Raw genomic sequence first — 24173 nt, forward strand, 5'->3', positions numbered from 1 at the left:
GGTACGAGGAATGCCAAGACAGTGCTTACTCGAACCCAATAATGCGCAGTGGTGGCTCTACACCACGTCGCACCGAGCGCTCAGGCCGTGCAGGGCCAAGTCGCTCAAGGCTTTGGCGGGGGCTGCACAGCCTTTGGCGATGATGTGGACTTTCATGCCGCTCGCTTGCGGAGACAGCGCAGTGTGGGTGATGCAGTGCTGGGTCATCATGCCGGTGAGATAAATATCGGTGATGCCTGCTTCGCGCACGATTTGCTCCAAGTTTGTTTTGAAGAAACTGTCGGCCTCGCTCTTGACAACGGTAGGCGCATCGACCAACGCGGCAGCAATGGCGCTGTGGGTTTTCACGCCTTCGGTGTCGGGCTTGAAAAAGGGGGCATCCGGAGAGTTGACGTGCTGCACACCAACCACCAGCCACCCATCGCGCTTCGCTTGTTCAATGGCCTCCACTGCAACTTTGCAAGCCTCGTCGGCATTTTCCAGTGTGAATGCGCCACCAGGAAAGTAATCATTCTGAATGTCGATAACGATCAATGCGTTTTTCATTGGGTTTCCTTTTGCAGGATGAGAGGGATTGGAAAAACTGCCTGTGCTTTCAGGCAGCTTTATTTCTTTAGAACTTCATGACCTCGCCATCTTCAGGAATCATTACCCGATCCCGAATCTTGTTCTCTTGCACAAACTCACGCAATTCCTTGCGGCTGAGCGACATGTGGTTCACGGAGTCCATGTGGACGGCCACGATGGCTGCCTTGGGTGCTGCCTTGGTGGCTTGCAGGGTGTCCTGCTTGCCCATGATGATGGGATGCTCCTCCCAACCCGTCATGAGCGCGCTCCCTGTGTTGAGAATCACCACGTCTGGCTTGTGCTGTTTCAGCGCCTGATCCACTTGCGGGCGCCATACCGTGTCACCGGCCACGTACACGGTTTTGGCCTTGGGAGCAGAAAACACGACCCCCATGACGGGGCCCATCGCTTGAGCACGTGCGGGGTCTGCAAACCACAAATCACTGCCGTGCTGGCCGCCGGTCTTGCTCAGTTTCACGCCATTGAAAGTGACGGCGCCCTTGAGGACACGCACATCCTTGAAGCCTTGACCACGTAGTGTTTTGGCATCTGCGTCGTTTTGCACAAACATGGGCATGTTCTTGGGAATCTGCTTTTGCGCAGCTTCATCCCAGTGGTCCGTGTGGGTGTGGGTCACCACGACGGCGTCGACGCTTTTCAGCACCTCGTCGACCGAGAAAGGCATTTCTACCAATGGGTTGCGCAACTCGCTGCGATAGGTGCCTTCAAAGCCTGGGAATCCCCCCTTGGGTGAGAGCATGGGATCGACCAGAAATGTGGTGCCAGAGAAGTCAATCTTGACGGTAGCATTTCGAATTTGCTGGACCTCGACGGAGCTCGCCACAGAAGTGGTAGCTGTCGTTACGCTTGTATCGGCATAAGCTGTGCCGCTGGCAACGAGCACGGCGATGCCACTCAGGACGATGGCGCTGCGCAATGGGTTAAAGACTTTCATAGAAACGTTTCCTTTTCAATAATTCGCTGATTGCGCGCAATCGATTTTCCGTTTGTGCGTTGGTGTCAATTTTGCGGATGGGATCGGTTTCGCACCATTGGCCCAAATGACAACGGTAGATAAAATCGGGCCAATTTATGGCCATCGTCTCTTGAGATTCCATGCAGCCCGTCCATGTCGCAGTCCTTGCTTTCGAGGGCGTCAGCCTTTTTCATCTCTCGGTGCCGGGCATCGTGTTCGGGGTAACGCCAGCGCCAGCTGGACTGCCGCCGTACGAAGTGCGCTACTGCGCACCGGCTCCCGGTCGCGTTCGCTGCGACCAGGGTGTGGAGATTGAGGTGCCTGGCGGCCTCGACGCGATGGAGAATGCCGATATCGTCATCGTCCCGGCCTGGAACCATCCAGAAAAGGCTGCGCCAGCAGTCCTGTCGGACGCACTGCGACAGGCCCACGCACGCGGCGCCCAGGTTGTCGGCCTGTGCCTGGGCGCCTTTGTGCTGGGTGATGCGGGCCTGTTGGACCAGCGCCGCGCGACAACCCATTGGGCTTGTCGCGAACTTTTCGCCCTGCGTTTTCCCAGGGCCAACTTTCTGCCTGACGTGCTCTATGTGGACGACGGTAACGTCATCACGTCCGCCGGTACAGTTGCTGCGATTGATTGCTGTCTGAGCATCGTGCGTCAGCGTCACGGCGCTGACGTTGCCAATCGCGTGGCGAGGCTACTGGTAACACCGCCACACCGCCAGGGCGGACAGGCGCAATACATCGAGCAGCCGGTGCCTTCGCTGCCCAGTGAAAGCCGCTTACCCGGCGTTCTGGAGTGGGCACGCGAGCATTTGCCCGAGCCGCTGTCACTGGATGTGCTGGCCGACGTAGCGCGCATGAGTCGGCGAACCTTTACCCGGCGGTTTCGCGAGGCCACGGGCATGACGTTCGTCAAGTGGCTGGCTGCCGAACGTATCGCGAGAGCTCAACAGCTGCTGGAAACCACGGAATTGCCGATTGAACAGGTTGCGACCGAAGTGGGATTTGGCTCTGCATTGTCCCTGCGTCAACACTTTGCGGGCCAGCTGCACACTTCACCATCTGCATACAGGCGGCTCTTTTGTGAAGGCCAGCACGGCGCTTTGGATGCCTCACTCCCACGAGAGACTTGACAGCCCATCAAAGCCTGTAAAGCCCCTGGGGCATGGAAGACTGCTTTGGCAGATAGTGCCTATTCGTCAAGACCTGTCACCGGCAGCAACCAGCCTGAAGCGGGCGGCCGTCCCGGCACTTCGAAAATCAGCTCCTGGCCGATTTCAGCCGCTCCCAAACAGATCGATTGGGCAAGCCGTCAAGCGCCGCATTTGGCTGCGGGACCTGGTCGCGTGTGGCGTGGCACTGCCACTGCTCGCACTTGCCCTTTGGCGTGACCATGGCCAGACTCCGTGGGTCAAAAACGGCTGGGCAGGTTTGCCCGGGCGCGTGCACCGAGGCATACCGAACCCACGCCACTTAGCCAGCGTCCTGAACCAGCCACAAGGCTTCGGTTCTTGGCACGCACGCCCCCGTCGGATAATTCGGACTCGGCAATCCGGGCAACGTCTTTCAAGTAGTACGGTGGGCCGCCACCCGTTTCTCGCCCGGTACAAGGAAAAACCCACATGAATCAAGAGATCAGGCTCCGGCCCGAAATGGACTCTGATGTGAACGCCATTACCGACGTCACGGTTGCAGCGTTCAAAAACCTCGAGGTCAGCGACCACACCGAGCAATTTGTCGTCACGGCGCTGCGCGCAGCCAAGGCGTTGACGGTTTCGCTGGTTGCTGAACTGGATGGCCGTGTCATCGGACACATTGCTTTCTCTCCCGTCATGCTGTCGGACGGCACACCGCAGTGGTTCGGCCTGGGGCCTGTGTCGGTGCTGCCGGAGTTTCAGCGCCAAGGCATTGGCAAGGCGCTGATTGAGGAAGGGCTGTCCCGTCTGAAAGGCATCAACGCCCGCGGCTGCTGCCTTGTGGGGCATCCTGCGTATTACCGGAAGTTCGGTTTCAAAAACACGCCTGAGCTTGGGCTGGAGGGGGTGCCACCGGAAGTTTTTTTTGCCCTCTCGTTTGACGGGCACATGCCGCACGGGGCCGTCACCTTCCACGACGCCTTCAGGGCGAACCACTAGGAGCCTGTCGGACTTGGAAATCGTCGGCTGCAAATCGGCCGCAGCGGTCCATTTTTTACCGTCTTTTTGCCCCATAGCGGGGCTATGGGGCTGCAAATCCGGCAAAAACTGTCCTCGCTGGGGCCGCTTTTCGCTTTCGACGCTCCAAGTCCGACAGGCTCCTTGTCCCCTGAATCATTGCAATTGAATGCGCCACCGCCCACCTTTCGCGGCATGCCAAGCACAATGCTGACTGGCGAACAACCTGTTGAACTTGGCAAAGACCGACCTCCCCAAATGCGCCTGATCGCCTCCCCTCGCTCCCTGGCCTGCCTGCTTGTTGCCACCCTGGCCGCCTGCGGCAGCACCCCGCCCAGCGTGCCCCCGGCCGCCCCTGCGCCCACGGCAAACACCACCTCCATGCCCGCCATCAAGATCGGCGTCGCCCTGGGCGGCGGCGCGGCCAAGGGGTTTGCGCACATTGGTGTGATCAAGATGCTGGAAGCCAATGGCTTTGCGCCTGCCGTGGTGGCGGGCACCAGTGCGGGCAGTGTGGTGGGGGCGCTGTATGCCAGCGGCATGGATGCGTTTGCGCTGCAGGAAAAGGCCGTGGCGCTGGACGAGGGCAAGATTCGCGACCTGCAGTTTTCTACCGGCGGGCTGGTGCAGGGCCAGAAGCTGGAAGACTACGTGAACGAGCAGGTGCGCCGCAAGCCGCTGGAGCAGTTGGCCAAGCCCTTTGTGGCAGTGGCGACGCGGCTCGAAGACGGCGAGCGCACGGTGTTTGCGCGCGGCAACACGGGGCAGGCGGTGCGGGCCTCCAGCAGCGTGCCCGGTGTGTTTCAGCCGGTCACCATTGGCAAATACCACTTTGTGGACGGCGGCATCGTGAGCCCGGTGCCAGTAGACGCGGCGCGCCAGCTGGGTGCCGATGTGGTGGTGGCGGTAGACATTTCCAACAAGGCGCGGGGCAAGTCGCCGGGCGACATGCTGGGCACGCTGGGCCAGTCGATTGCCATCATGGGCCAGAAGCTGGGGCAGGCCGAGCTGGCGCGGGCCGATGTCATCATCCGCCCCCAGGTGCTGGACATGGGCTCGACAGATTTCAGCCAGCGCGCCAATGCCATCGTAGAGGGCGAAAAAGCCGCTCTGGCCGCCATGCCGCAGTTGCGCGCACGCGTGGCCCAGTTGCTGGCCGAGCGCGCCCAAGCCGCACGCCTGGCGCAGGAAAAAACGGCCGACGCCCAGCACCAGGCCTGCCTGGAGAACCGCTCGCGCCTGCAAAAGCTGGCGGGCACGGTGGGGCTGGACAGCGCCTGCGCCCAGCCCTGACGGGCTGCCACCGCTGCGGCGGCGGCCCCGCCGCGCATACCCGGGCGCCGCAGTGCGGTACCTTTGCGCTGCTACCATCCGCCCCCATGCCTTTCTTGCCCTCATCCAACCAACCAGGCCTGCTGCGTGGCTGCCTGTGCGTGGGCGGGGGCGCCGTGGTGCGTGAGATCTGGCCCTACAAGCCGGTCGCACATTCCTTTGCCCGGCGATAAACCTTCTTTTCCCTCATCTGCGCAGAACATCCATCGCCGGGCACCCGCCCAGCGCGATGGCGGCCGGTCGCTTTGTAGCGCACACCGCGCCGCTCCTTCAGGAGATGCGTCATGTACCCCCCAAACCTTGCCGGTGGCGCCACGCCCACCGGCGCGTTGCTTGCCACACCCGCCATTACCGCTAATCCCGCCCAACTTTTGGTAGCAGCCGCCGCGCTGCGCACGGAGTGATGGCCATGGAATTCACCAAGAAGTTTTTGCGGGCAAAAAGCCCGTGCGCAGACGGATTTCGGTGGTTCAGCCGCCATGTGGAAGACGGCACCGATTATCAGGAGGCGCTGGACACGCTGGTCAACGCGGGGCGGGTGGAGGACGCCTGCTGGCTGCTGGGCCAGTTTGGCCCAACCAACGCCGTGCTGGAGGTGGATGCGCTGGAGGCCGAGGCCATTGTGTTTGCCGGCACGGTGGAGGTGCGCGGCTCGATTGACGTGGCTACGGTGATTCAGGCCGGGCGGTCGATCCGCGCGGGCGGCGGGCTGCGCGCGGGCAGCGCCATTGTGGCGGGCGAGGACATTCGCGTGGCGGGCAGCATCATCAGCCAGGGCACGCTGCAGGCGGGCGGCGACGTGCGCGCAGACTGGGGCGTAGAGGTGCAAGGCGACATCACCTGCTTAGGCGACCTGCGCGGCGCATGGGATGTGGTGTGCCACGGCAAGTTGTCGCTGAAAGGCGGCGCCTTTGTGAGGCAAGACCTTATCGTCGACGGCCTGGTGGAGTGCGGCAAGGGCCTGCGTGTGGGCGGCCACCTGACGGGGGCCGATAGCCTGCGGGCCGGACAGGGCATTGTGGTGGGCGGTGCCATTACCGGCGTGGCGCACCTGGAGGCGGGCTGGGGCATCAAGGCCGGCGAGTGCATTCACACCCAGGGCGCCATCAAAGCCGGCGAAAGCCTGTGTGCGGGTGAAGACATCCGCGCGGGGCATGGCTATGGCGTGTATGCCGGGCTCAATGTGCAGCAGGAAACCTGGGATTCCAGCGCACAGGTGTGGTCGCCGCATCGGCCCGAGGGTTTGCGCAGTGGCTTGTGGCTGGGGGCCAGTCCTTTGAACCCCTGAAGTCGACAGGAGCAGACGCACCTGTGATGTCCGACAAAATGTAAGCAATAATTTCAGCCTTACTGACCAGGGAGGGATAGAACATGTCCGACGTGAGCGACCTCAGCAAAGACGACGCGGTTTACAGAACCCTTCTGGAATCGACCAAGGCCATTCCGTGGAAGATTGATTGGGACACCAAGAAGTTTGCCTACATCGGCCCCCAGATCGAAGCGCTGCTGGGCTGGAGCCCCGAAAGCTGGATGACCGTGGAAGACTGGGCGACGCGCATGCACCCCGAGGACCGAGAATACGTAGTGAATTTCTGCGTAGCGCAATCCCAGGCCGGGATCGATCATGAAGCGGACTACCGGGCACTGACCAAGGACAACGGCTATGTGTGGCTGCGTGATGTGGTGCATGTGGTGCGCAAGGACAACGGCGAACCCGAGGCGCTGATTGGTTTCATGTTCGACATCAGCGAGCGCAAAAAGACCGAAGAGAAGTTGCTCGCTCTGCAAAAAGAGCTGGAGGCGCTTTCGTTCAAGGACGGACTGACAAACATCGCCAACCGGCGCCGGTTTGATGTCAGCCTCGAAGTGGAATGGGAAAGCGCACGCAGCAACGGGCAGCCGCTGTCCCTCCTGTTGTTCGATATCGATTTTTTCAAGCAGTACAACGATCTTTACGGGCATGTGCGGGGCGACAAAGCCCTGATCGAGATTGCGCAAACGCTGAGCCTGGCGCTGGATGGCCCGCGCGACGTGGTTGCGCGTTTTGGTGGCGAAGAGTTTGTTGTGCTGTTGCCGCAAGCGGATGCCTCGGTGGCACTGAAAGTTGCCGAACGCTGCCAGCGGCTGATTCAAAAGCAAGCCATCACCCACGCGCAATCACCGCTGGATCAGCGCGTCACCGTCAGCATTGGCGTTGGCACCGTCACGCCAGGCGACCACATGAAACCCTCCAGCTTCATCGAGGCAGTGGACCAGCAGCTCTATGCGGCCAAGAAAAACGGCAGAAACCGGATCGAGACGGTTCAGGTGGCGGCTTGAACGCGACGGCCCGGTGCATGCCGCAATGGCGTGCTGAAGTGAACCTCGCTGGTGGCCACGGCCGTTGTGTATGCCGACCAGGGCGGAATGGGCGCGCCTGTGCTGGGCGCGGCGCTCACCGTTCTTTTTGATGCCCATGCCTCAACACCCATCGGCACCGGCCGCAACGCCCTCGGTTCACACCTGTGCATGGCAGGTGTTCTGGATCTTTCTGCGCCTGGGCCTCACCTCGTTTGGCGGCCCGGTGGCGCACCTGGGCTACTTTCGCGATGAATTCGTGCAGCGCCGCCAGTGGCTGACCGAGCGCAGCTATGCCGATCTGGTGGCGCTGTGCCAGTTTCTGCCCGGCCCGGCCAGCAGCCAGGTGGGTATGGCGCTGGGGTTGATGCGGGCGGGCATGCCGGGGGCGCTGGCGGCCTGGCTGGGGTTCACGCTGCCTTCGGCGCTGGTGCTGGCTTTGTTGGGGCTGGGCCTGGCGGGCGGGTATGCGGTGTTGCCGGCGGGCGCGATCCACGGGCTCAAGGTGGTGGCGGTGGCCGTGGTGGCGCAGGCGGTGTGGGGCATGGCGCGCAGCCTGTGCGTGGGGCGTGCCAAGGTCACGCTGATGGCGCTGGCGTGTTGCGCCGTGCTGCTGGTGCCCGGCGTGTGGGGCCAGGTGGGCGTGATGCTGGCAGCGGGCGGGGCCGGTTGGTGGCTGTTTGGGCGGGGCAGGGCGGCCACGCCCGAAACACCCAACGACGCGCCAGACGCCCTGCTGTTGCCACTGCGCCGCCGCACCGGGGCTGCGCTGCTGGTGGTTTTTGCCGCCTTGCTGGTGCTGCTGCCGCTGGCCGCGCGCCTGTGGCCCGGCTCGCTGCTGGCCATGGTGGATGCGTTTTACCGCGTGGGCGCACTGGTGTTTGGCGGCGGCCATGTGGTGCTGCCGCTGCTGCAGGCCGAGGTGGTGGGGCCGGGCTGGGTGTCGGCCGATGCGTTTTTGGCGGGCTATGGCGCCACGCAGGCGGTGCCGGGGCCGCTGTTCACGTTTGCGGCGTTTCTGGGTGCGTCCATGCAGGTCTGGCCGGGCGGCTGGCTGGGGGCGGTGGTGTGCCTGGTGGCGATTTTTGTGCCGTCATTTTTGCTGGTGGCCGGTGCCTTGCCGTTTTGGGAGCCACTGCGACGCAACCCGCACGCCCAGGCGGCGCTGGCGGGCGTGAATGCGGCGGTGGTGGGGCTGCTGCTGGCGGCACTTTACAACCCGGTGTGGACCAGCGCCATCCGCGGCGGCGCTGATTTTGGCCTGGCGCTGACCGCCTTTGTGGCGCTGGTGTTCTGGCGCGCGCCGCCCTGGGCGGTGGTGCTGGCCTGCGGTGTGGGCGGCGCCGTGTTGGCCGCATGGTTGTGAATTTTGAGTCAAAATGGCCTGTGGCGCTTGATGGATAAGCGCTAACAGCTATCAAAATAATAGTTACGGCACACGCAGGGTGCCGGACTCAACCCGTCGTTTTCAGCGCACCGCGCCCGCCACACCGTGAACTCTCCCGTTTTTGCGTCCCTGATTCCGGTCATTTTGTTCATTGCGCTGGGTTTTTTTGCGGGGCGGCGCGGCTGGATCCGGGCCACCTCGGTCAAGGATTTGTCCAACCTGGTGTTCATGGTGCTCACGCCCGCGCTGCTGTTTCGCACCATGAGCACGGTGCATGTGCAAGACCTCGACTTTGGCCCCGTGGCCATCTATTTCGCCGCCGCCGGTCTGATTTTTGCCGCCACGCTGGGGGTGCAGGGCTTTAGCACCCTGGCGGCCGCGCGCGGCCTGGCCAACACCTTCAGCAACACCATCATGATCGGCGTGCCGCTGGTGGGTTTGGCGTTTGGCGAGGCCGGGCTGGTCACGCTGTTCACGCTGATCTCGGTGCACGCCCTTATCTTGCTGACCGGCGCCACAGTAGTTTTTGAGCTGGCCGCCGCGCGCGAACACGCGGCCAAAGACGGCGACGGCGGCGGCACGCAGCAGCCCATGTGGCGCACCGTGTTGCAGGCCGTGCGCAACGGCATCGTGCACCCGGTGCCGCTGCCCATCATTGCGGGCCTGTTGTTCGCGCAAACCGGGCTGGTGCTGCCCGAAGTGGTGGGCAAGCCGCTGCAGTTGCTGGGCCAGGCGCTGGGGCCTATTGCCCTGCTGCTGGTGGGGGTCACGCTGGCCTTCACCAAGGTGGGCCACCAGTTTGGGGCGGCGCTGCGCATCGCGCTGGTCAAATGTGTGGTGCACCCCCTCGTGCTGGCCGCGCTGGGGTGGTCGCTGGGCCTGTCGGGCATGCCGCTGGCCGTGATGATTGTGGCGGCGGCGCTGCCGGTGGGCGCCAATGTGTTTTTGTTTACCCAGCGCTACGAGGTGGCACAAGAAGAAGTCACCGCCAGCATTGCGGTTTCCACGGCGCTGGCGCTGGTCACGGTGCCGGCGGTGATTCTGGCCGTGGCAGGTTTGTAAGGGCGCATGGCGCTGGCGGCCGTCGGCCGCCGGGCCAGCCCGGCGCGCAATGCGGCGCCGGGGTGCGGCGCCGGGGTTCGGGGCCGATGCCAGGCGCTCAGGGCGCCAAGCGCTCGCGCACCCAGCCGTCGCCGTCCTGGCGATAGCGCAGGCGGTCGTGCAAGCGGCTCTTGCGGCCCTGCCAGAACTCCCACTGATCAGGCTTGAGGCGGTAGCCACCCCAGTGCGGCGGGCGCGGCGGGCGCGGCGGCATCAGCATGAACTGCGCGCCAAACTTGGCGGCATTGGCCACCAGCACGCCGCGGCCCGAGATCACCTGGCTTTGCGGGCTGGCCCAGGCGCCAATGCGCGAATCCAGCGGGCGGCTGGCAAAGTATTCGTCGCTTTCGGCGTCGCTCACTTTTTCGACAATGCCCTCGATGCGCACCACGCGTTCCAGCTCTACCCAGTGGAACTGCAGTGCCACATAGGGGTTGCCGGCAATCTGGCGGCCCTTGCGGCTGTCGTAATTGGTAAACCAGACGATGCCGCGCTCGTCAAATCCCTTGATCAGCACCACGCGCGTGCTGGGGCGCATGTCGCTGCCCACGGTGGCCACGGTCATGGCGTTGGGCTCGGGCACTTCCGAGGCAATGGCTTCTTTCAGCCACTGGTCAAACTGCTGCAGGGGGGCGGCGTGTGAGGCGTCTTCGTTGAGTTCGGCGCGCTCGTAGCTCTTGCGAAGGTCGGCGATGGAGGAGGTCATGGGCACGATTGTGCACGCCGCGATTCCTGAGCCGGCTACCGCTTTTTGATATCCCGGGTCGCCCCTGTTGTGGTCGAATTAATATTCGCTTATATTGGCGCGGCAATGAAACCCAAAGACGACGAAAAGCAGCGCGCCATCGCCCAGGCCACCTTCGAGCTGGTGGCCCAGACGGGCCTGAGCGGCCTGACCATGGCCGACATTGCCCGCGCTGCGGGCATTGCCACCAGCACGCTGTATGTGTATTACCCATCCAAGGACGAGCTCATCAGCCAGCTCTATCAGGACGCCAAGACGGTGACTGCCGCCCGCATCATGGAGGGCGTGGTGCCCGGCCTGCCTTACCGGGCGCGGGTGCGCCGTGCCTGGGGCAACCTGCTGCGGCACCGGCTGGACCAGTATGCCGAGGTGGTTTTCCAGGAGCAGTACTACAACTCGCCCTGGTTTACCGAGGGCAACCGCGAATTCTCGACCCGTCTGATGGCGGGGTTTTTTGCCTTGATGGAAGAGGGCCAGCAGCAGGAGATTTTGAAAGCCGTGCCGATACCACTGCTCACGGCCAGCCTGGTGGGCTCGGTGCGCGAGACGGGCAACCTGATCCGCACCAAGGTGCTGCCCGACGAAGAGGCCGTGCACCAGATGGCTTTTGGGCTGTGCTGGGATGCGTTGAAGGCCTGAGAAGACATCGGTGCGCTTATCTGCCAGAAATACATTTGTTAACCGAATTTATATTCTTTTAAAAATGTCACCCATCTCACTTCAACCCTTTCGTGCCCGATGGCGTTGCTGACGCTGCACCCATCTGTTTGCATATCCGCCATACAACAACCCCTTTCCCACGGAGAACCCACGATGCCCATCCTCCACATCAATGGCAAAGAAACGGCTGTGGATGCCGATGAATCCACCCCCATCCTCTGGGCCCTGCGCGACACGCTGGGCATGAGCGGCACCAAGTTTGGCTGCGGCCAGGCCTTGTGCGGGGCGTGCACGGTGCTTCTGGATGGCGTGCCCGTGCGCTCGTGCACCACGCCCATTTCGGCAGCGGCCGGGCAAAAAATCACCACCATCGAGGCCGTGGGCCAGGACAGGGTGGGCCGGGCCGTGCAGGCCGCCTGGGTCAAGCACGACGTAGCGCAATGCGGCTATTGCCAAAGCGGCCAGATCATGAGCGCCACCGCATTGCTCAAGGGCACAAAAAAGCCCAGCGACGCCGACATTGACGCTGCCATGGCGGGCAATGTGTGCCGCTGCGGCACCTATGTGCGCATTCGTGCCGCCATTCATGACGCGGCCAAAACTCTGGCTTGAAGGAGATCACCATGCACTTCGACACCGACGCCCTGCAGGGCCAGGCACACCGTTTTATGCCAAAACACCTTCAAGCGCTTATGGGTAATGCGCAAGCAGCTATCAATTCAGGAGTTGATGATCCAATGGAAGGCGTGGCGCGCCGCACCTTCCTCAAGGTGTCGGCGGCTTCGGGCTTTGCGCTGGGCGCGTTTCCGCTCGTGGCCGCTGCGCAGCGCGCGGGGTCGGCCACGGCGCCCGCAGGCCTCAAGCCGTTTGAGCAGCCCTCGGCCTTTGTGCGCATTGACGCCGACGGCACCGTCACTGTCACCATCAACCGGCTGGAATTTGGCCAGGGCGTGCAGACCGGCCTGCCCATGATCCTGGCCGAAGAGCTGGACGCCGACTGGAGCAAGGTGCGCAGCGTGCACGGCGATGCCAGCGCGGCCTATGCCGACCCGCTGATGGGCATGCACCTCACGGGCGGCTCCAACTCCATCAAGAACTCGTACACCCAATACCGCGAACTGGGCGCGCGCACCCGCGCCATGCTGGTGGCGGCCGCTGCAGCGCAGTGGGGCGTGGATGCGTCGGCACTGCGCACCAGCAATGGTTTTGTGGTGGGCCCCGGCGGAAAAAAGCTGGGCTACGGCGCGCTGGCCGAAGCCGCCATGAAGCAGGCCGTCCCCGAAAAGGTTGCCCTGAAGGACCCCAAGCAGTTCCGCCTGATCGGCAAGCCCACCGGGCGGCTGGATGCCCAGGCCAAATCGAGCGGCCAGCAAGATTACGGCATTGACGTGCGCCTGCCCGGCATGCTGACGGCCGTGCTGGCGCGCCCGCCGGTGTTTGGCGGCAAGGTGAAGTCGCTGGACGACAGCGCCGCCAAAGCCATCAAGGGCGTAAAAGCCGTGCTGCGCGTGCCCACCGACCGGGGCGGCGAGGGCGTGGCGGTGGTGGCCGACGGCTACTGGCCCGCCAAACTGGGGCGCGATGCGCTCAAGGTGGAATGGGACACCAGCGCCGTGGGCAAGCCCGACAGCACGGCGCTGCTGGCCCAATACCGCGAACTGGCCACCAAGCCGGGCCTGGTGGCCATGCATGCCGACATGGCGCCACTGGCGGGCGCTGCCCACAAGATCAGCGCCGAATTCTTATTTCCGTACCTGGCGCATGCGCCCATGGAGCCGCTCAACTGCACCATCCAGCTCGATGGCGACAAGGCGGAGCTGTGGATGGGCACGCAGATGCCCGGCCTGGATGCGATGGCCGCTGCCAAAACACTGGGCCTGCCGCCGCAGAACATCCAAGTGCACACGCAGATGGCCGGTGGCGGCTTTGGCCGCCGCGCCATCCCCAGCAGCGACTACGTGGTCGAGGCCTGCGGCGTGGCCAAGGCCGTGCGCACGGCGGGCATCAGCGCGCCGGTGCGCACGCTGTGGAGCCGCGAGGACGACATCAAGGGCGGCTACTACCGCCCCATGCACGTACACCGCGCCGAGATCGGGTTTGACGCAAAGGGCCGCATCCTGGCGTGGGACCACACCATCGTGGGCCAGTCCATCATCAAAGGCTCGCTGTTCGAGGCTTTCATGGTCAAGAACGGCATCGACGCCACGGCCATCGAGGGCATGAAAGAGCCCTATGACGTGCCCATGAAACTCTCGGTGCACCACCCCGAGGTCAACGTGCCCGTGTTGTGGTGGCGCAGCGTGGGGTCCACGCACACGGCCTACGTCATGGAAACCCTCATCGACGAGGTGGCCCGCGCCACCCAGCAAGACCCCGTGGCCTACCGCATGGCCCTGATGGGCGACAAGCACCCGCGCCACAAGGCCGCGCTGCAGCTGGCCGTGGCGCAGTCGGGCTACGGCAAAAAACAGCTGGCACCCGGCCGCGCCTGGGGCGTGGCGGTGCATGAGTCGTTTGAATCGGTGGTGGCCTATGTGGTCGAGGCATCGGTAAAAGACGGCATGCCCAAGCTGCACCGCGTGACGGCGGGCGTGCACTGCAACCTGGCCATCAACCCGAAAAGCGTGGAGGCCCAGGTGGAGGGCTCGGCACTGATGGGCTTGTCGATGTGCCTGCCGGGGGCGGCCATCACGCTCAAAGACGGCGTGGTGGAGCAAAGCAACTTTGGCGACTTTGCCGTGCCACGCATCACCGACATGCCCCAGGTGACCGTGCACATCGTGCCCAGCGCCGACCCACCCAAGGGCATGGGCGAGCCAGGGCTGCCGCCACTGGCACCTGCGTTTGCCAACGCCATTGCCCAAATCACGGGCAAAACGCCGCGCGAGCTGCCGTTCAAGCTGGCGTGATGGCAGCAAAAGACCGCGCCAAAGCGTCCGCACAGCCCGTGGTGCTGGTGCTGGCCTCAGGCCGGGGCGAGCGCTTTGCGGCATCGGGCGGCATGGTGCACAAGCTGCGCGCCGCCTTGGGCGACAAAACAGTGCTGGAGCACACGCTGGCCGCCGTGCGCGCCAGCGGCTTGCCCTGGCATCTGGAGGATGCAGGGCACCCGGGCATGGGCGATTCGATAGCGGCGGCGGTGCGCGCCACGGCGGGCACGCCTGGCTGGCTGGTGCTGCCGGGCGACCTGCCGCTGGTGTTGCCCGAAACCCTGCGCTCCATCGCTGCCGCCCTGGCGGACTGTGCCGTGGCCGTGCCTTTGTACCAAGGCGAGCGCGGCCACCCCGTGGGCTTTACAGCCGAATGCCAACCAGGGCTACTGGCCCTGACCGGCGAGCAGGGCGCCGCCAGCGTGGTGCGCCAGCAGGCGCAGCAGGGCAGGGTGCGGTGGGTGGATGTGGATGATGCAGGCACGGTGACCGATGTGGACACCGTGCAGGACCTGGAGCGCGCCGCGCAGAGGCTGGCGGCGCGCGGGTAACGTGGGTGAAGTGGCTAACGCAAAACGTTGCAATCCGTCGCCGCCCGTTACTTGGCCGTGATGACGGCGCAGGCCAGGCGCGGGCCTGCATTGCCGGTTGGCTGGGTCTTGAAGTCGTCGGGGTCGCGGTGCACGATCAGGCCCTTGCCCACGATGTCGTTGGCGCTGCCGCCCACGCGGATCGTGCGCGATTCAAAGTGGATTGCAGCCACGCCACTGGCGTCGGCCTTAACGCTGGGCAGGTCGCCCGTGTGGTGCTCGCCCATGCCATGGTGGCCATGCGGCTTGCCACCCGGGTTGAAGTGGCCGCCGGCACTCAGGCCGTCGCCGCTGGAGCAATCGCCTTTTTCATGCACATGAAAACCATGCTCGGCGCCCGGCTTGAGGCCACTGATGGAGCCCGACACCTTCACCACCTCGCCCCTCTGCACAAAGGTCACCGTGCCCGCTGCGGTGTTGCCGCGCGTGGGTTCCAGTTTGGCCGTGGCGCTGGGGCCTGACGAATACCCGGCGCAGCCGGCCAGCGAGGCCACCACGGCGGCCGACACGAAAGCGGTGTGAAAGGACATGGCGAAGACTCCTGAAGTGGGTTGAGGGAAACCACCGGCATTCACGGAGATGGGGGCTTGCCCCAGGCGCTGCCGGTGGGCGCCTTGGTGTCTGGGGCACATTCTCCATCCGGCAACCCATAACCACAACTGCTGTCAGCCACAGTGCGCAGTCAGCCGAATGTCGTGCGGTGGCTGTGCGCGGCGTTCACACCGAAATCAGCACGTCGCACTGCGACTGGGCCAGGGCATAGCGCGTGACGCTGCCCAAAAGCATGTCTTCCACGGAGCTTTCCCCTTGCTTGCCCATGACGATCAGGTCGCAATCGAACTCCTGCTCTTGCTGAACCAGCACGAGTGACGGGTCCCCGTGCATCACCAGCGCCGGGGTCAATGCCGGGTTCAGACCTGCCTGCAGGCACAGCGCCTCCATATTTTGCCGTGCTTCCTGGCGCGCGTTGGCGCGGTACTGCTGGATCTGATCGGTTTGCACACCGGCGAATTCCATCATTCCCTCAAAAGGCACGTCAAAGGCATGCAGCAAGATGAGCGCTGCGCCCGGCGCAACCGCCTGCGCGAGGCGTATGGAGCGCAGGGATGCCGCAGAAAAATCCACAGGCACCAGCACCGTCTTGTAGGGCTCGTGCGGCGCCTGTTTGACCACCAGCATGGGGCGCGCGGCCCTGCTCACCATGCGGTCGGCCGTGGAGCCCAGCAGCATGTGCCGCATGAAACTGGCGCCCCGCGCGCCCAGCACCACCAGGTCGGCGTTGATCGTTTCGGTGTGCTGGCGCAACTCAGCAAGCAACGAGCCACTGGCCACATGCACCTGCGCCGTGACGCCATGGCGCCGCGCCAATGCCTTGGCCAGCTCTTCCATGGCGTTGTGCGGGGCATCCAGCATGCGCTTTTCCAGATCCGACGGAATCTGCCCGGCCAGGCGCCGCAGCCTTTCTATGGGCGCGGGCGTGGCAACGTGCACCAGATCGAGCTGCGCCCCGGTTGCCTGTGACACGCTGGCGGCACGCTCGACCGCGTGGCGCGCGGGGGCAGAAAGATCGGTGGCGGCGACAAGCCGGTTCAAGGTGGCCATGGTGATTCTCCAACGGGCAAACGAGGGCTGGGGCGTTTCATTCTCTACGACGGGCAGGTACAGCCCGGCACCGCAAAGGAGCCTGCAGCGCCCGATGTGCAGGTTTCTCTTCCACTGCTGGGCTGCTCGGGGGTGTTCATGCGCGCCAGAAAATCAGCGTGCCCAGATACACCGCATAGGCTGCCACAAAGCAGGCACCCTCCTTGCGAGAAATGAGGCGGTCGGACGCGAACACCGGCACACACACCAGCGCCACCAGTGCGGCCAGCGGAAGGTCAATGTAGCGCAGCGATGCGTCTACCGGCACTCCGGCGGGACTCGCCAGACAGGTGGCTCCAAGAATGAACAGGATGTTATAGGTGCTGCTGCCGATGAGGTTGCCAATGGCAATGTCCCGCTCGTTTTTCAGCGTTCCCATGATGGTGGTGGCCAGCTCGGGCGCCGAGGTGCCAATGGCCACGATGGTGAGGCCCACCACGGCGTCCGAAACACCCAGTGATTTGGCAATGTCTACAGCCCCCGAAACCAGCAGCTCTGCACCCACCACTACCACCACGATGCCAGCAAGCAGCATGAGCACACTGACCGTGCCCTGCAGCGTGGCAACTCGGGGCAGGATATTTTTGGCGCTGTACTCGCGCGAAAACTCTTGCTGGATGGGCAGGCTTTCACGCCGGCTCAGGCGCACCATGGCTATTGTGTAGAGCACGGATGCGGCCACCATCCAGGCGCCCTCTTGGCGGCTGAGCAGGCCGTCCCACGCCATCCACAGCAGCGCCAGCGCCGAGCCCACCATCACGGGCAAATCCAGTTTCAGACTGAGCAGCTGTACCTTGAGCGGCAGGATCCATGCACTCAAACCCAGAATCAGCAGGATGTTGACGATGTTGGTGCCGGCAATGTTGCCCACCGCAAGGCCACCATTGCCTTCTGCCGCCGCCGTCAACCCAACGGCCAGCTCGGGTGTGCTGGTGCCTATGGCCACCACCGTCAGGCCAAGAACCATGGGTGAAACCCCCAACAGGGCACCCACCCGTGATCCGCCACGAACGATGAGCTCCGCCCCCACGATGACAACAATGAGTCCGGCGATAAAAGAGGTGATGGCAACCAGGTGCATGCGTTCCATTATGGGAGGCGGTACGGGCCGTTCGCGAGACCATGCACCACGCGCCATCGGCAAATGGCAAGTGGCTCAGCTTTTGGGGAGGGACAACGCAAGCAGCCGCGCCAGCGCCCGGTCGTGAATGCCCTGGCGGCGCAACTCGTCAAAGGTGGCCTGCGCGTAGTCGCGTGTGGTGCCATAGCGCCCGCTGGCCTGCAGAAAAATGCGCCGGTATTCGTCCTCGTGCAATTCCCCCGTATGGCTGGGGCTTTGGCGCGACAAGGTAAAGGCCAGCGCCTGCACCGGGCCTTGCATGGTGTGGCAGGTGAGCCAGCGCGGGTCGTAGACCGCCAGAGGCATTTCTCGCTGCCAGAGGTTGACCATGACATCGTGCGCATGGGCGCGCTCCACCCGAAACACCATCCCCCGGCAACTGCCGCCCGAGAGCATGCCAAACACCAGGCCAGGGCATTCGGGCGTTCCCCGGTTGATGCGGCTCCACATCTTGAGCGCCCGATGCCAGCCGTGCACCCGCGCGCTTCTGCGCTCGGCAAAGTCGAAGTCGGGCCGCCAGATCAGCGAGGCATAGCCAAACACCCACAGATCGCTGCGGCCGCCCCATTGCTGCAAGGCACGCTCCAGCATGGGTGCCGGGTCACGGGTGGGCGCGGAGAGCATCGTCATGGCAACACTTTACAATTGTTGGTTGGTCCAACAGGTCATTATTTACGGAGTTTTCCCATGTCATTCAACAGTTCTGACGACGACAGCCAGCAGCGTTTTGCCCTCGGTTTCCTGATTGCGCTGATTGCGCTGTTGATCTCTGTGGTAGTGGGCACCGTGGTGGTCAAGCAGTTGGGCGGATCGGCCCAATCCCAGCCTGCGGAAACGGCTGTTGCAGGCACCGCGCCAGCAGCGGCGGCCGCAGACGCTGATGCAATGGCAGCCGACGGCGCCAGCGTGCGCGTGGAAAACGGCGTGGTGAAGTTCTACTTTGCCAGCGGCAAGGCCGACCTGGCTGCAGGCGCCAACGAAGCTCTGGCCGATGTCGTCAAGGGTGTAGCCGACGGAAAAATGGCCGTGGTGTCTGGTTTTCATGACGCCACGGGCGACGCCGCTCTGAACGCCGAGCTGGCCAAGCAACGCGCCCTTGCCGTGCGCGACGCGCTCAAGGGCCTGGGCGTGGCTGAAGACAAGATTGAGCTGAAGAAGCCCGAAGAAACCACCGCCACCGGCAGCAACGCCGAAGCCCGCCGTGTGGAAGTGGTCCTGGGCGGCATGTAAGCCCAAGCCCAAGTGGGGGCAGGGGAGCCATACATGCCACCCCTGCCTGCCCCCATGCAAAACAAAAGCCCGGCGTTGCCGGGCTTTTTTGCGGGTGAACTGCGGATTTCCCGCGCTGGGGGTGCGGTGCCCACCAGCAAGCGGTGGCGTCAGAAGCACCAATTATTCGTATAAAAAATGCCTCTAACCCTTATGGATAAAGCGCTAATAGCTACAGTATTAATAGCAAATCGGGTCTGCTGCCCGTCACCTGCTTGAACGCACGGTTCAACGCAAACCCGTACCGCCCGCGCCCTCTGTGCGCTGGATCAACTCAATCTTGTAGCCATCGGGGTCGGTGACAAACGCGATGACGGTGCTGCCGCCTTTGACGGGGCCTGCTTCACGCGTCACATTGCCGCCAGCGGCCTTGATTTTTTCGCATGCTGCGTAGGCGTCTGGAACGCCCAGCGCAATGTGGCCATAGGCGTTGCCGTGGTCGTAGCTCTCGGTGCCCCAGTTGTAGGTCAACTCAATTTCGGCCTGACCGGGGTTGCCGCCATCAAATCCCAGAAACGCCAGCGAGTATTTGTACTCGGGGTTTTCAGACTGGCGCAGCAGTTGCATGCCCAGCACCTGGGTATAGAAATCAATCGAGCGTTGAAGGTTGCCAACGCGCAGCATCGTGTGGAGGAATTTCATGCCCTCGATTGTGCAGGCAAGTCAAAAACCAGGCAGGTGGTGGTGGCGTGGGCATACAGCGTGCCGTCCGGGCCCACCAGGCGCGCCTCGGCCGTGGCCAACTGGCGCCCGCTGTGGATCACGCGGCCTTCAGCGCGCACGCGTTGCACCTTGGGCGTGACGGCCTTGACCAGGTTGATGCCCAGCTCGGCCGTGGTGTAGCCACGCCCGGGCTCCATGCGCGTGTGCACGGCGCAGCCCAGCGCCGAGTCGAGCAGGGTGGCAAACCAGCCGCCGTGCACGGTGCCCATGGGGTTGAGGTGCTCGGCGCGCGGAGTGCCCTGGAAGATGGCCGTGCCTTCTCCCACTTCCACAATCAGAAAATCCAGCGTCTTGGCGATGGCGGCGTAGGGCAGCTCGCCGCGCAGCATGGCCAGCATCTGTTCCAGCCCGTTCAGGTGGGCAATCTGTTCACGCTGCGCCACGCCCGGGCCGGGGCCGACTTCCAGCCGCTCCAGGATCTCGCGTTCTTGCGCAAGCCAGTGTTCAAGGTGGTTGTGTTGGGTCATGGGGTGTCGTGGTCGGTGGTGGAGTCGAAACGCATGTATTGCATATGCAATTATTGCAGATACAATTAAATTCATGCAAGCCGACACAACCCCCATGGACTCTGCCCGAGCGCCCGCTTCCCAGGCGCCCCAGGCGCTGCCGCAAGGCTGCACCAACTTCAAGCTGCGCCAGCTGATGCGCCGCGTGGCCACCCACTACGACGCCGAAATGGCGCAGTGCGGGCTCAAGACCACGCAGTATTCGTTGCTGTCGCATGTGCTCAAGCTGGGGCCAATCCGCCCAGGCGACTTGGCGGTGGCCATGAAAATGGATGCCTCCACCCTCACCCGCAACCTGCGCCCTTTGGTCGATGCCGGTTGGGTCACGCTGGAGGCCGGCGCCGATGCGCGCAGCCGCCTGGCGCACATCACCGACACCGGCCGCGACAAACGCGCCGAAGCGCAGCGCCACTGGAAGGCAGCCCAACTGGCGCTGAACGAAACGCTGGGCGCCGAACGCGTGATGGCGCTGCATGCACTCGTGGATGAATCCATGGATCTGCTGGCGGCGCTGCCCATGCACGAGGCTGGCCATGACGAATGAGTCCCCGATGTGCTGCAACTGTTTACCGTGCGCATCATGGTGCCGCGCAAACCCCGTGCTGCTGCAGCGGTGACGACATGACCGACACCCTGAACCCGCGCACCCGCATGCTGCTGGAGGCGCCCATTGCGCCCACGCTGCTGCGACTGGCTGCGCCCAATGTGCTGGTGATGCTGGCGCAGGCGGGCGTCGGGCTTATCGAGACCTACTTTGTCGGCAAGCTGGGCACCGATGCGCTGGCGGGCATGGCGCTGGTGTTCCCGGTGGTCATGCTGATGCAGATGACCTCTGCCGGTGCCATGGGCGGCGGCATCGCGTCGGCCATTGCCCGCGCTTTGGGCGCGCGGCGGCGGGACGATGCCGACGCGTTGGTGCTGCACGCGCTGGCGATTGCGGCGGTGTTCTCGCTGATCTTTACGGTGGGCGTGGTGGGAGGAGGGCGCTGGCTTTATACCCGCATGGGCGGCACCGGAGGCGCGCTGGATGCGGCACTGGTCTATTCCAACTGGGTGTTTGCGGGCGCTTTTCTGGTGTGGCTGTTCAACACGCTGTCGGCCGTGATCCGGGGCACGGGCAACATGGCCGTGCCCGCGTATGTCACGGTGCTGGGTGCGGTGGTGCTGGTGCCGCTGTCGCCGCTTTTCATCTTTGGCTGGGGCCCCATGCCCGGCCTGGGCATTGCCGGGGGTGCGATCGCGCTGATGTCGTATTACCTGATCGGCAGTGTGGTGCTGGCGGCATATCTGTGGTCCCCGCGCAGCTTGCTCCAGCCCTCGTTCAAGCACATCCGATTTCGTTGGATCTTGTTCAAGGACATCCTGCGGGTCGGGCTGGTGGGCACCGTCTCTACCGTCGCCACCAATCTGTCGATTGGCGTCACCACCGCGTTGGTGGGCGGCTTTGGCACGGCGGCCATCGCGGGCTATGGAACTGCGTCGCGGCTTGAATATCTGCTGGTGCCACTGGTATTCGGCCTGGGCGCACCGCTGGTGGCCATGGTGGGCACTTGTATTGGTGCAGGCCAGCGCGAACGAGCGCTGCGCGCCACTTGGATCGGCGCGGCCATGGCGTTTGTGATGGCCGAAGCGATAGGGTTGTGGGCAGCGGCGTTTCCGGGCGTGTGGCTGTCGCTATTCAACAGCGACCCCGCCATGCTGGAGGCGGGCGCGCAGTATCTGCGCACCGTCGGGCCGGTGTACGGCTTTTTTGGCCTGGGCCTGGTGCTGTACTTTGCCTCGCAAGGGGCAGGGCGCTTGCTCTGGCCGGTGATCGGCAACATCGTGCGCCTTGCCGTCGCGGTAACGGGAGGCTGGCTGGCGCTGCGCTGGGGCGGTGGCTTGGCTGCGGTCTTTGCCGCGCAGGGCATGGCGCTGGTGCTGTACGGCGTGGTCAACGCCTGGGCGATTGCGGGTGGTGCCTGGTTCGGCCCGGTGGGTTGGCCGCGCAGCATGGCGGGCTTGCTGCGGCGCATGCCTCAGGTTTAAAAAATATGATCAAAATGGCCGCTAGCGCTTATACATAAAGCGTTAGCAGCTATCAATTCAGTAGTTTTTGTTGAATCAAACTGGAACGGTGTAGTTCAGCGTCATGCGCCCGCCATCTACCGTCACGATCTCGCCGGTCACATAGCTGGCGGCATCGCTGGCCAGCCAGGCCACCACATCGGCAATCTCCGACGGCTCGCCGAGCCGCTTCATGGGGGTGCGGCTCATGATTTTCTTACGGGCGTCATCACTGGTCAGCACGGCCTTGGCAGCCAGCTCGGTGGCGATGGTGCCGGGGGCCACGGCGTTCACGCGGATGTTCTTGTCGGCCAGCGCCAGGGCCATCACGCGCGTGAGCTGGTTCACGCCGCCTTTGCTCACGTTGTAGCTGGAGATGTTGGGAATGGTCAGCACACCGTTGACCGAGCTCATGTTGACGATAGACCCACCGCCCGAAGCGACCATGGCCCGCGCCACGGCCTGGCCGACCAGGAATGAGCCCTTGAGGTTGACGCGCAGCACAGCGTCAAAGTCGGCCTCGGTCACATCCAGAAAGTCGGCCGCGCGGAAGATGCCCGCGTTGTTCACCAACACGTCGATGCGCCCCAGCGTTGCGAGTGTCTGGGTCACCAGCGCATCCACCTGCGCCTTGTCGCCCACGTCACAACGTATGTAAAGCGCATCCAGTTCCAGTGCCAGCGCCTGGCCACGCGCATCGTCCACATCCACAATCACCGGCCTGGCGCCATCGGCAGCAAAGCGGCGAACACAGGCCTCGCCAATCCCTTGCGCGCCGCCGGTGACGATGCAAACCCGACCTTGGTGGCCGAAATGGATGGACGAACTCGAAGGTGCGGGGGGCGAAAGGGTCATGGACATGGACATGGATGGTAGCGGGTCGGAAAAGCTATGGAACAAGCAGCGGTGTGCAGATGCAGGAGTGTGTCCGACAGGCCAATTGGGAAGCTGCGTGCTATGCGTGTGCGTCTAGTCTTGACTGAAAAACCGGTATTGCGCGAAGGGCTCATGGACTATCATCGGCCCATGGCATCAGACAACCGCGATTGGTACAGGGATTGGTGGCGAAAAAAAACCGGCTACGTTGAACGGGCCGGTTTTCGCATTTCTGAGGCTGACAGGCAGCGGGCAAAGCACGCCAGCGAATGGCGGGCAATTTTCGTCAAGCTCGCGCTGTTCGTCCTGGCTGTGGTGGTGTTCGTCGTCGTGAAGCGCACCATGCTTTGACAATCTGCGCATCTTGTCGGGCCAACGAAATGCCGGTAACCGAAGCTCTTAGGAATCAACGAGTTACGCCGTTTCGATACTGTGCAAGTCATTTTATCAGTTTGAAAGAAATTTTCTTTCAAATCAAGGGGTTAGCTAGCGGTACGAAAGCTTCCGCGGAGTTAGCTGAGAAATTTTGGTAACCACGGCCGATTCCCTGCCTAGTTACGTTAGGTCGAAGTCAACTACCCACCCAGCTCATTTCGAGTCTGTGAAAGTTCCAAATGTGGCGCATCCAATACCGCGAGAACCTGTTGTTTTACACAGCATTTGATGGTCGAATTAGGGCATGAGAGCACCACACCAAGTCAGCCTTAGACATTGTTGCCGCGCCCTGAAGCAGACCGTGATTACCACTTACCTCTCGACTGAACGCGAAAGCATCAGTGACCGAAATGCCAAAGCTGAGCTACTTGCGTAACGTGCGCGATTTGGAGACGCGCCATGACCATACCGTCCGATTTTCCTTGGCAATCTGACCCTACCGCACTGGCGGGCGCACAACCAAAAATTGCAATCCGTCTCGTTGGCGGAAAATATGTCAGTGGCCACACAGACGAGGAGCGCGCGACACGCTACGACATCTGCGCAGATTTGGTGACCCAACTCATCGCTTATTACCATCGAAAAAAGACTCAACCACCTAATCGTTCCCGGGAACAGCTCTTGGCCCGTATCAATGAGGCACTGGAACAGAAAGGGTGGGGGCTCACGGCCGCCGAAATCGCGTGGTGTATGGGCCGAGTGAGTGACGCCATTCCAACTGGTGACTGAGTTGTGGCGAGTCTGACTACGCACTGACTTTTCTCGACGCTCCTGCA

At 63.4% G+C, this 24173-nt stretch carries 26 protein-coding genes; 16 read left to right on the forward strand and 10 right to left on the reverse strand.

The features are described from left to right. Positions 1 to 57: 57 nt before the first annotated feature. Complete coding sequence (locus K226_RS0112285; protein ID WP_024815094.1) at positions 58 to 546, reverse strand: isochorismatase family protein; 489 nt, start codon at positions 544 to 546, stop codon at positions 58 to 60. A gap of 67 nt (positions 547 to 613) precedes the next feature. Next, positions 614 to 1522 (reverse strand): MBL fold metallo-hydrolase, encoded by a 909-nt coding sequence (locus K226_RS0112290; RefSeq protein WP_051463485.1) that lies wholly within the window; start codon positions 1520 to 1522, stop codon positions 614 to 616. Positions 1523 to 1683: 161 nt separating this feature from the next. Here K226_RS0112290 and K226_RS0112295 point away from each other — a divergent pair, with 161 nt between their 5' ends. From K226_RS0112295 to K226_RS0112330, 7 genes are all read left to right on the forward strand, one after another. After that, the gene (locus tag K226_RS0112295; RefSeq protein WP_024815096.1) at positions 1684 to 2679 is read left to right on the forward strand and encodes a GlxA family transcriptional regulator; all 996 of its coding nucleotides are present in this window, start codon (positions 1684 to 1686) and stop codon (positions 2677 to 2679) included. 489 nt (positions 2680 to 3168) lie between these two features. Next, positions 3169 to 3681 (forward strand): GNAT family N-acetyltransferase, encoded by a 513-nt coding sequence (locus tag K226_RS0112300; protein ID WP_024815097.1) that lies wholly within the window; start codon positions 3169 to 3171, stop codon positions 3679 to 3681. 276 nt (positions 3682 to 3957) lie between these two features. Beyond that, complete coding sequence (locus K226_RS0112305) at positions 3958 to 4992, forward strand: patatin-like phospholipase family protein (protein WP_024815098.1); 1035 nt, start codon at positions 3958 to 3960, stop codon at positions 4990 to 4992. A gap of 448 nt (positions 4993 to 5440) precedes the next feature. Further along, positions 5441 to 6319, forward strand: a complete 879-nt coding sequence (locus K226_RS0112315) for a hypothetical protein (protein WP_024815099.1) — start codon at positions 5441 to 5443, stop codon at positions 6317 to 6319. 83 nt (positions 6320 to 6402) lie between these two features. Then, positions 6403 to 7350: a sensor domain-containing diguanylate cyclase gene (locus K226_RS0112320; protein ID WP_024815100.1), complete on the forward strand. Its 948-nt coding sequence runs from the start codon at positions 6403 to 6405 to the stop codon at positions 7348 to 7350. A 136-nt stretch (positions 7351 to 7486) separates the two neighbouring features. Then, positions 7487 to 8734, forward strand: coding sequence for a chromate efflux transporter (gene chrA, locus K226_RS0112325; protein ID WP_024815101.1), 1248 nt, complete (start codon positions 7487 to 7489; stop codon positions 8732 to 8734). Positions 8735 to 8860: 126 nt separating this feature from the next. Beyond that, positions 8861 to 9817 (forward strand): AEC family transporter, encoded by a 957-nt coding sequence (locus K226_RS0112330; RefSeq protein WP_024815102.1) that lies wholly within the window; start codon positions 8861 to 8863, stop codon positions 9815 to 9817. A 97-nt stretch (positions 9818 to 9914) separates the two neighbouring features. On the opposite strand, the gene pdxH is transcribed toward K226_RS0112330, so the two are convergent. Further along, the gene (gene pdxH / locus K226_RS0112335) at positions 9915 to 10562 is read right to left on the reverse strand and encodes a pyridoxamine 5'-phosphate oxidase (protein WP_024815103.1); all 648 of its coding nucleotides are present in this window, start codon (positions 10560 to 10562) and stop codon (positions 9915 to 9917) included. Positions 10563 to 10667: 105 nt separating this feature from the next. On the opposite strand from pdxH, the gene K226_RS0112340 reads away from it, so the two are divergent. From K226_RS0112340 to K226_RS0112355, 4 genes are all read left to right on the forward strand, one after another. Next, a complete protein-coding gene (locus K226_RS0112340) occupies positions 10668 to 11240 on the forward strand; it encodes a TetR/AcrR family transcriptional regulator (protein ID WP_024815104.1) in 573 nt (190 codons plus the stop codon). A 174-nt stretch (positions 11241 to 11414) separates the two neighbouring features. Further along, complete coding sequence (locus K226_RS0112345) at positions 11415 to 11873, forward strand: (2Fe-2S)-binding protein (protein ID WP_024815105.1); 459 nt, start codon at positions 11415 to 11417, stop codon at positions 11871 to 11873. A gap of 11 nt (positions 11874 to 11884) precedes the next feature. After that, the gene (locus K226_RS0112350; RefSeq protein WP_024815106.1) at positions 11885 to 14170 is read left to right on the forward strand and encodes a xanthine dehydrogenase family protein molybdopterin-binding subunit; all 2286 of its coding nucleotides are present in this window, start codon (positions 11885 to 11887) and stop codon (positions 14168 to 14170) included. After that, positions 14170 to 14742 carry an NTP transferase domain-containing protein gene (locus tag K226_RS0112355; RefSeq protein WP_024815107.1) on the forward strand — a complete coding sequence of 191 codons (573 nt, stop codon included), beginning with the start codon at positions 14170 to 14172 and terminating at the stop codon, positions 14740 to 14742. The genes K226_RS0112350 and K226_RS0112355 overlap by 1 nt, the downstream gene beginning before the upstream one ends. Positions 14743 to 14789: 47 nt before the next feature. Here the strand turns inward: K226_RS0112355 and K226_RS0112360 are convergent, their stop codons facing one another. The 4 genes from K226_RS0112360 to K226_RS0112375 all read right to left on the reverse strand — a co-directional run bounded on the left by K226_RS0112360 (position 14790) and on the right by K226_RS0112375 (position 18172). After that, complete coding sequence (locus K226_RS0112360; RefSeq protein ID WP_024815108.1) at positions 14790 to 15311, reverse strand: superoxide dismutase family protein; 522 nt, start codon at positions 15309 to 15311, stop codon at positions 14790 to 14792. A gap of 187 nt (positions 15312 to 15498) precedes the next feature. Further along, positions 15499 to 16383: a universal stress protein gene (locus K226_RS0112365; RefSeq protein ID WP_024815109.1), complete on the reverse strand. Its 885-nt coding sequence runs from the start codon at positions 16381 to 16383 to the stop codon at positions 15499 to 15501. A gap of 136 nt (positions 16384 to 16519) precedes the next feature. Further along, positions 16520 to 17503: a calcium/sodium antiporter gene (locus K226_RS0112370; protein ID WP_024815110.1), complete on the reverse strand. Its 984-nt coding sequence runs from the start codon at positions 17501 to 17503 to the stop codon at positions 16520 to 16522. A gap of 75 nt (positions 17504 to 17578) precedes the next feature. Then, positions 17579 to 18172, reverse strand: a complete 594-nt coding sequence (locus tag K226_RS0112375; RefSeq protein ID WP_024815111.1) for a gamma-glutamylcyclotransferase — start codon at positions 18170 to 18172, stop codon at positions 17579 to 17581. A gap of 57 nt (positions 18173 to 18229) precedes the next feature. On the opposite strand from K226_RS0112375, the gene K226_RS0112380 reads away from it, so the two are divergent. Further along, positions 18230 to 18772 carry an OmpA family protein gene (locus tag K226_RS0112380; protein ID WP_024815112.1) on the forward strand — a complete coding sequence of 181 codons (543 nt, stop codon included), beginning with the start codon at positions 18230 to 18232 and terminating at the stop codon, positions 18770 to 18772. Positions 18773 to 19039: 267 nt separating this feature from the next. On the opposite strand, the gene gloA is transcribed toward K226_RS0112380, so the two are convergent. Together gloA and K226_RS0112390 are read right to left on the reverse strand one after the other, a co-directional pair. Continuing rightward, positions 19040 to 19453 (reverse strand): lactoylglutathione lyase, encoded by a 414-nt coding sequence (gloA, locus tag K226_RS0112385; RefSeq protein ID WP_024815113.1) that lies wholly within the window; start codon positions 19451 to 19453, stop codon positions 19040 to 19042. Next, positions 19450 to 20001, reverse strand: a complete 552-nt coding sequence (locus tag K226_RS0112390; RefSeq protein ID WP_024815114.1) for a PaaI family thioesterase — start codon at positions 19999 to 20001, stop codon at positions 19450 to 19452. Before K226_RS0112390 ends, gloA begins: the two co-directional genes overlap by 4 nt. Positions 20002 to 20095: 94 nt before the next feature. On the opposite strand from K226_RS0112390, the gene K226_RS0112395 reads away from it, so the two are divergent. Next, positions 20096 to 20584 (forward strand): MarR family winged helix-turn-helix transcriptional regulator, encoded by a 489-nt coding sequence (locus K226_RS0112395; protein WP_155886517.1) that lies wholly within the window; start codon positions 20096 to 20098, stop codon positions 20582 to 20584. A 77-nt stretch (positions 20585 to 20661) separates the two neighbouring features. Next, complete coding sequence (locus tag K226_RS0112400; RefSeq protein WP_024815116.1) at positions 20662 to 22068, forward strand: MATE family efflux transporter; 1407 nt, start codon at positions 20662 to 20664, stop codon at positions 22066 to 22068. 75 nt (positions 22069 to 22143) lie between these two features. Here K226_RS0112400 and K226_RS0112405 read toward each other — a convergent pair whose 3' ends face one another. Continuing rightward, complete coding sequence (locus K226_RS0112405; protein ID WP_369795470.1) at positions 22144 to 22941, reverse strand: SDR family NAD(P)-dependent oxidoreductase; 798 nt, start codon at positions 22939 to 22941, stop codon at positions 22144 to 22146. 171 nt (positions 22942 to 23112) lie between these two features. Here K226_RS0112405 and K226_RS0112410 point away from each other — a divergent pair, with 171 nt between their 5' ends. Further along, positions 23113 to 23313 (forward strand): hypothetical protein, encoded by a 201-nt coding sequence (locus tag K226_RS0112410; RefSeq protein WP_024815118.1) that lies wholly within the window; start codon positions 23113 to 23115, stop codon positions 23311 to 23313. A gap of 483 nt (positions 23314 to 23796) precedes the next feature. Then, a complete protein-coding gene (locus K226_RS19830) occupies positions 23797 to 24126 on the forward strand; it encodes a hypothetical protein (RefSeq protein ID WP_155886518.1) in 330 nt (109 codons plus the stop codon). Positions 24127 to 24173 lie beyond the last annotated feature (47 nt).

This window comes from Acidovorax sp. JHL-3 (assembly GCF_000526295.1).
GTDB lineage: Bacteria > Pseudomonadota > Gammaproteobacteria > Burkholderiales > Burkholderiaceae_C > Acidovorax > Acidovorax defluvii.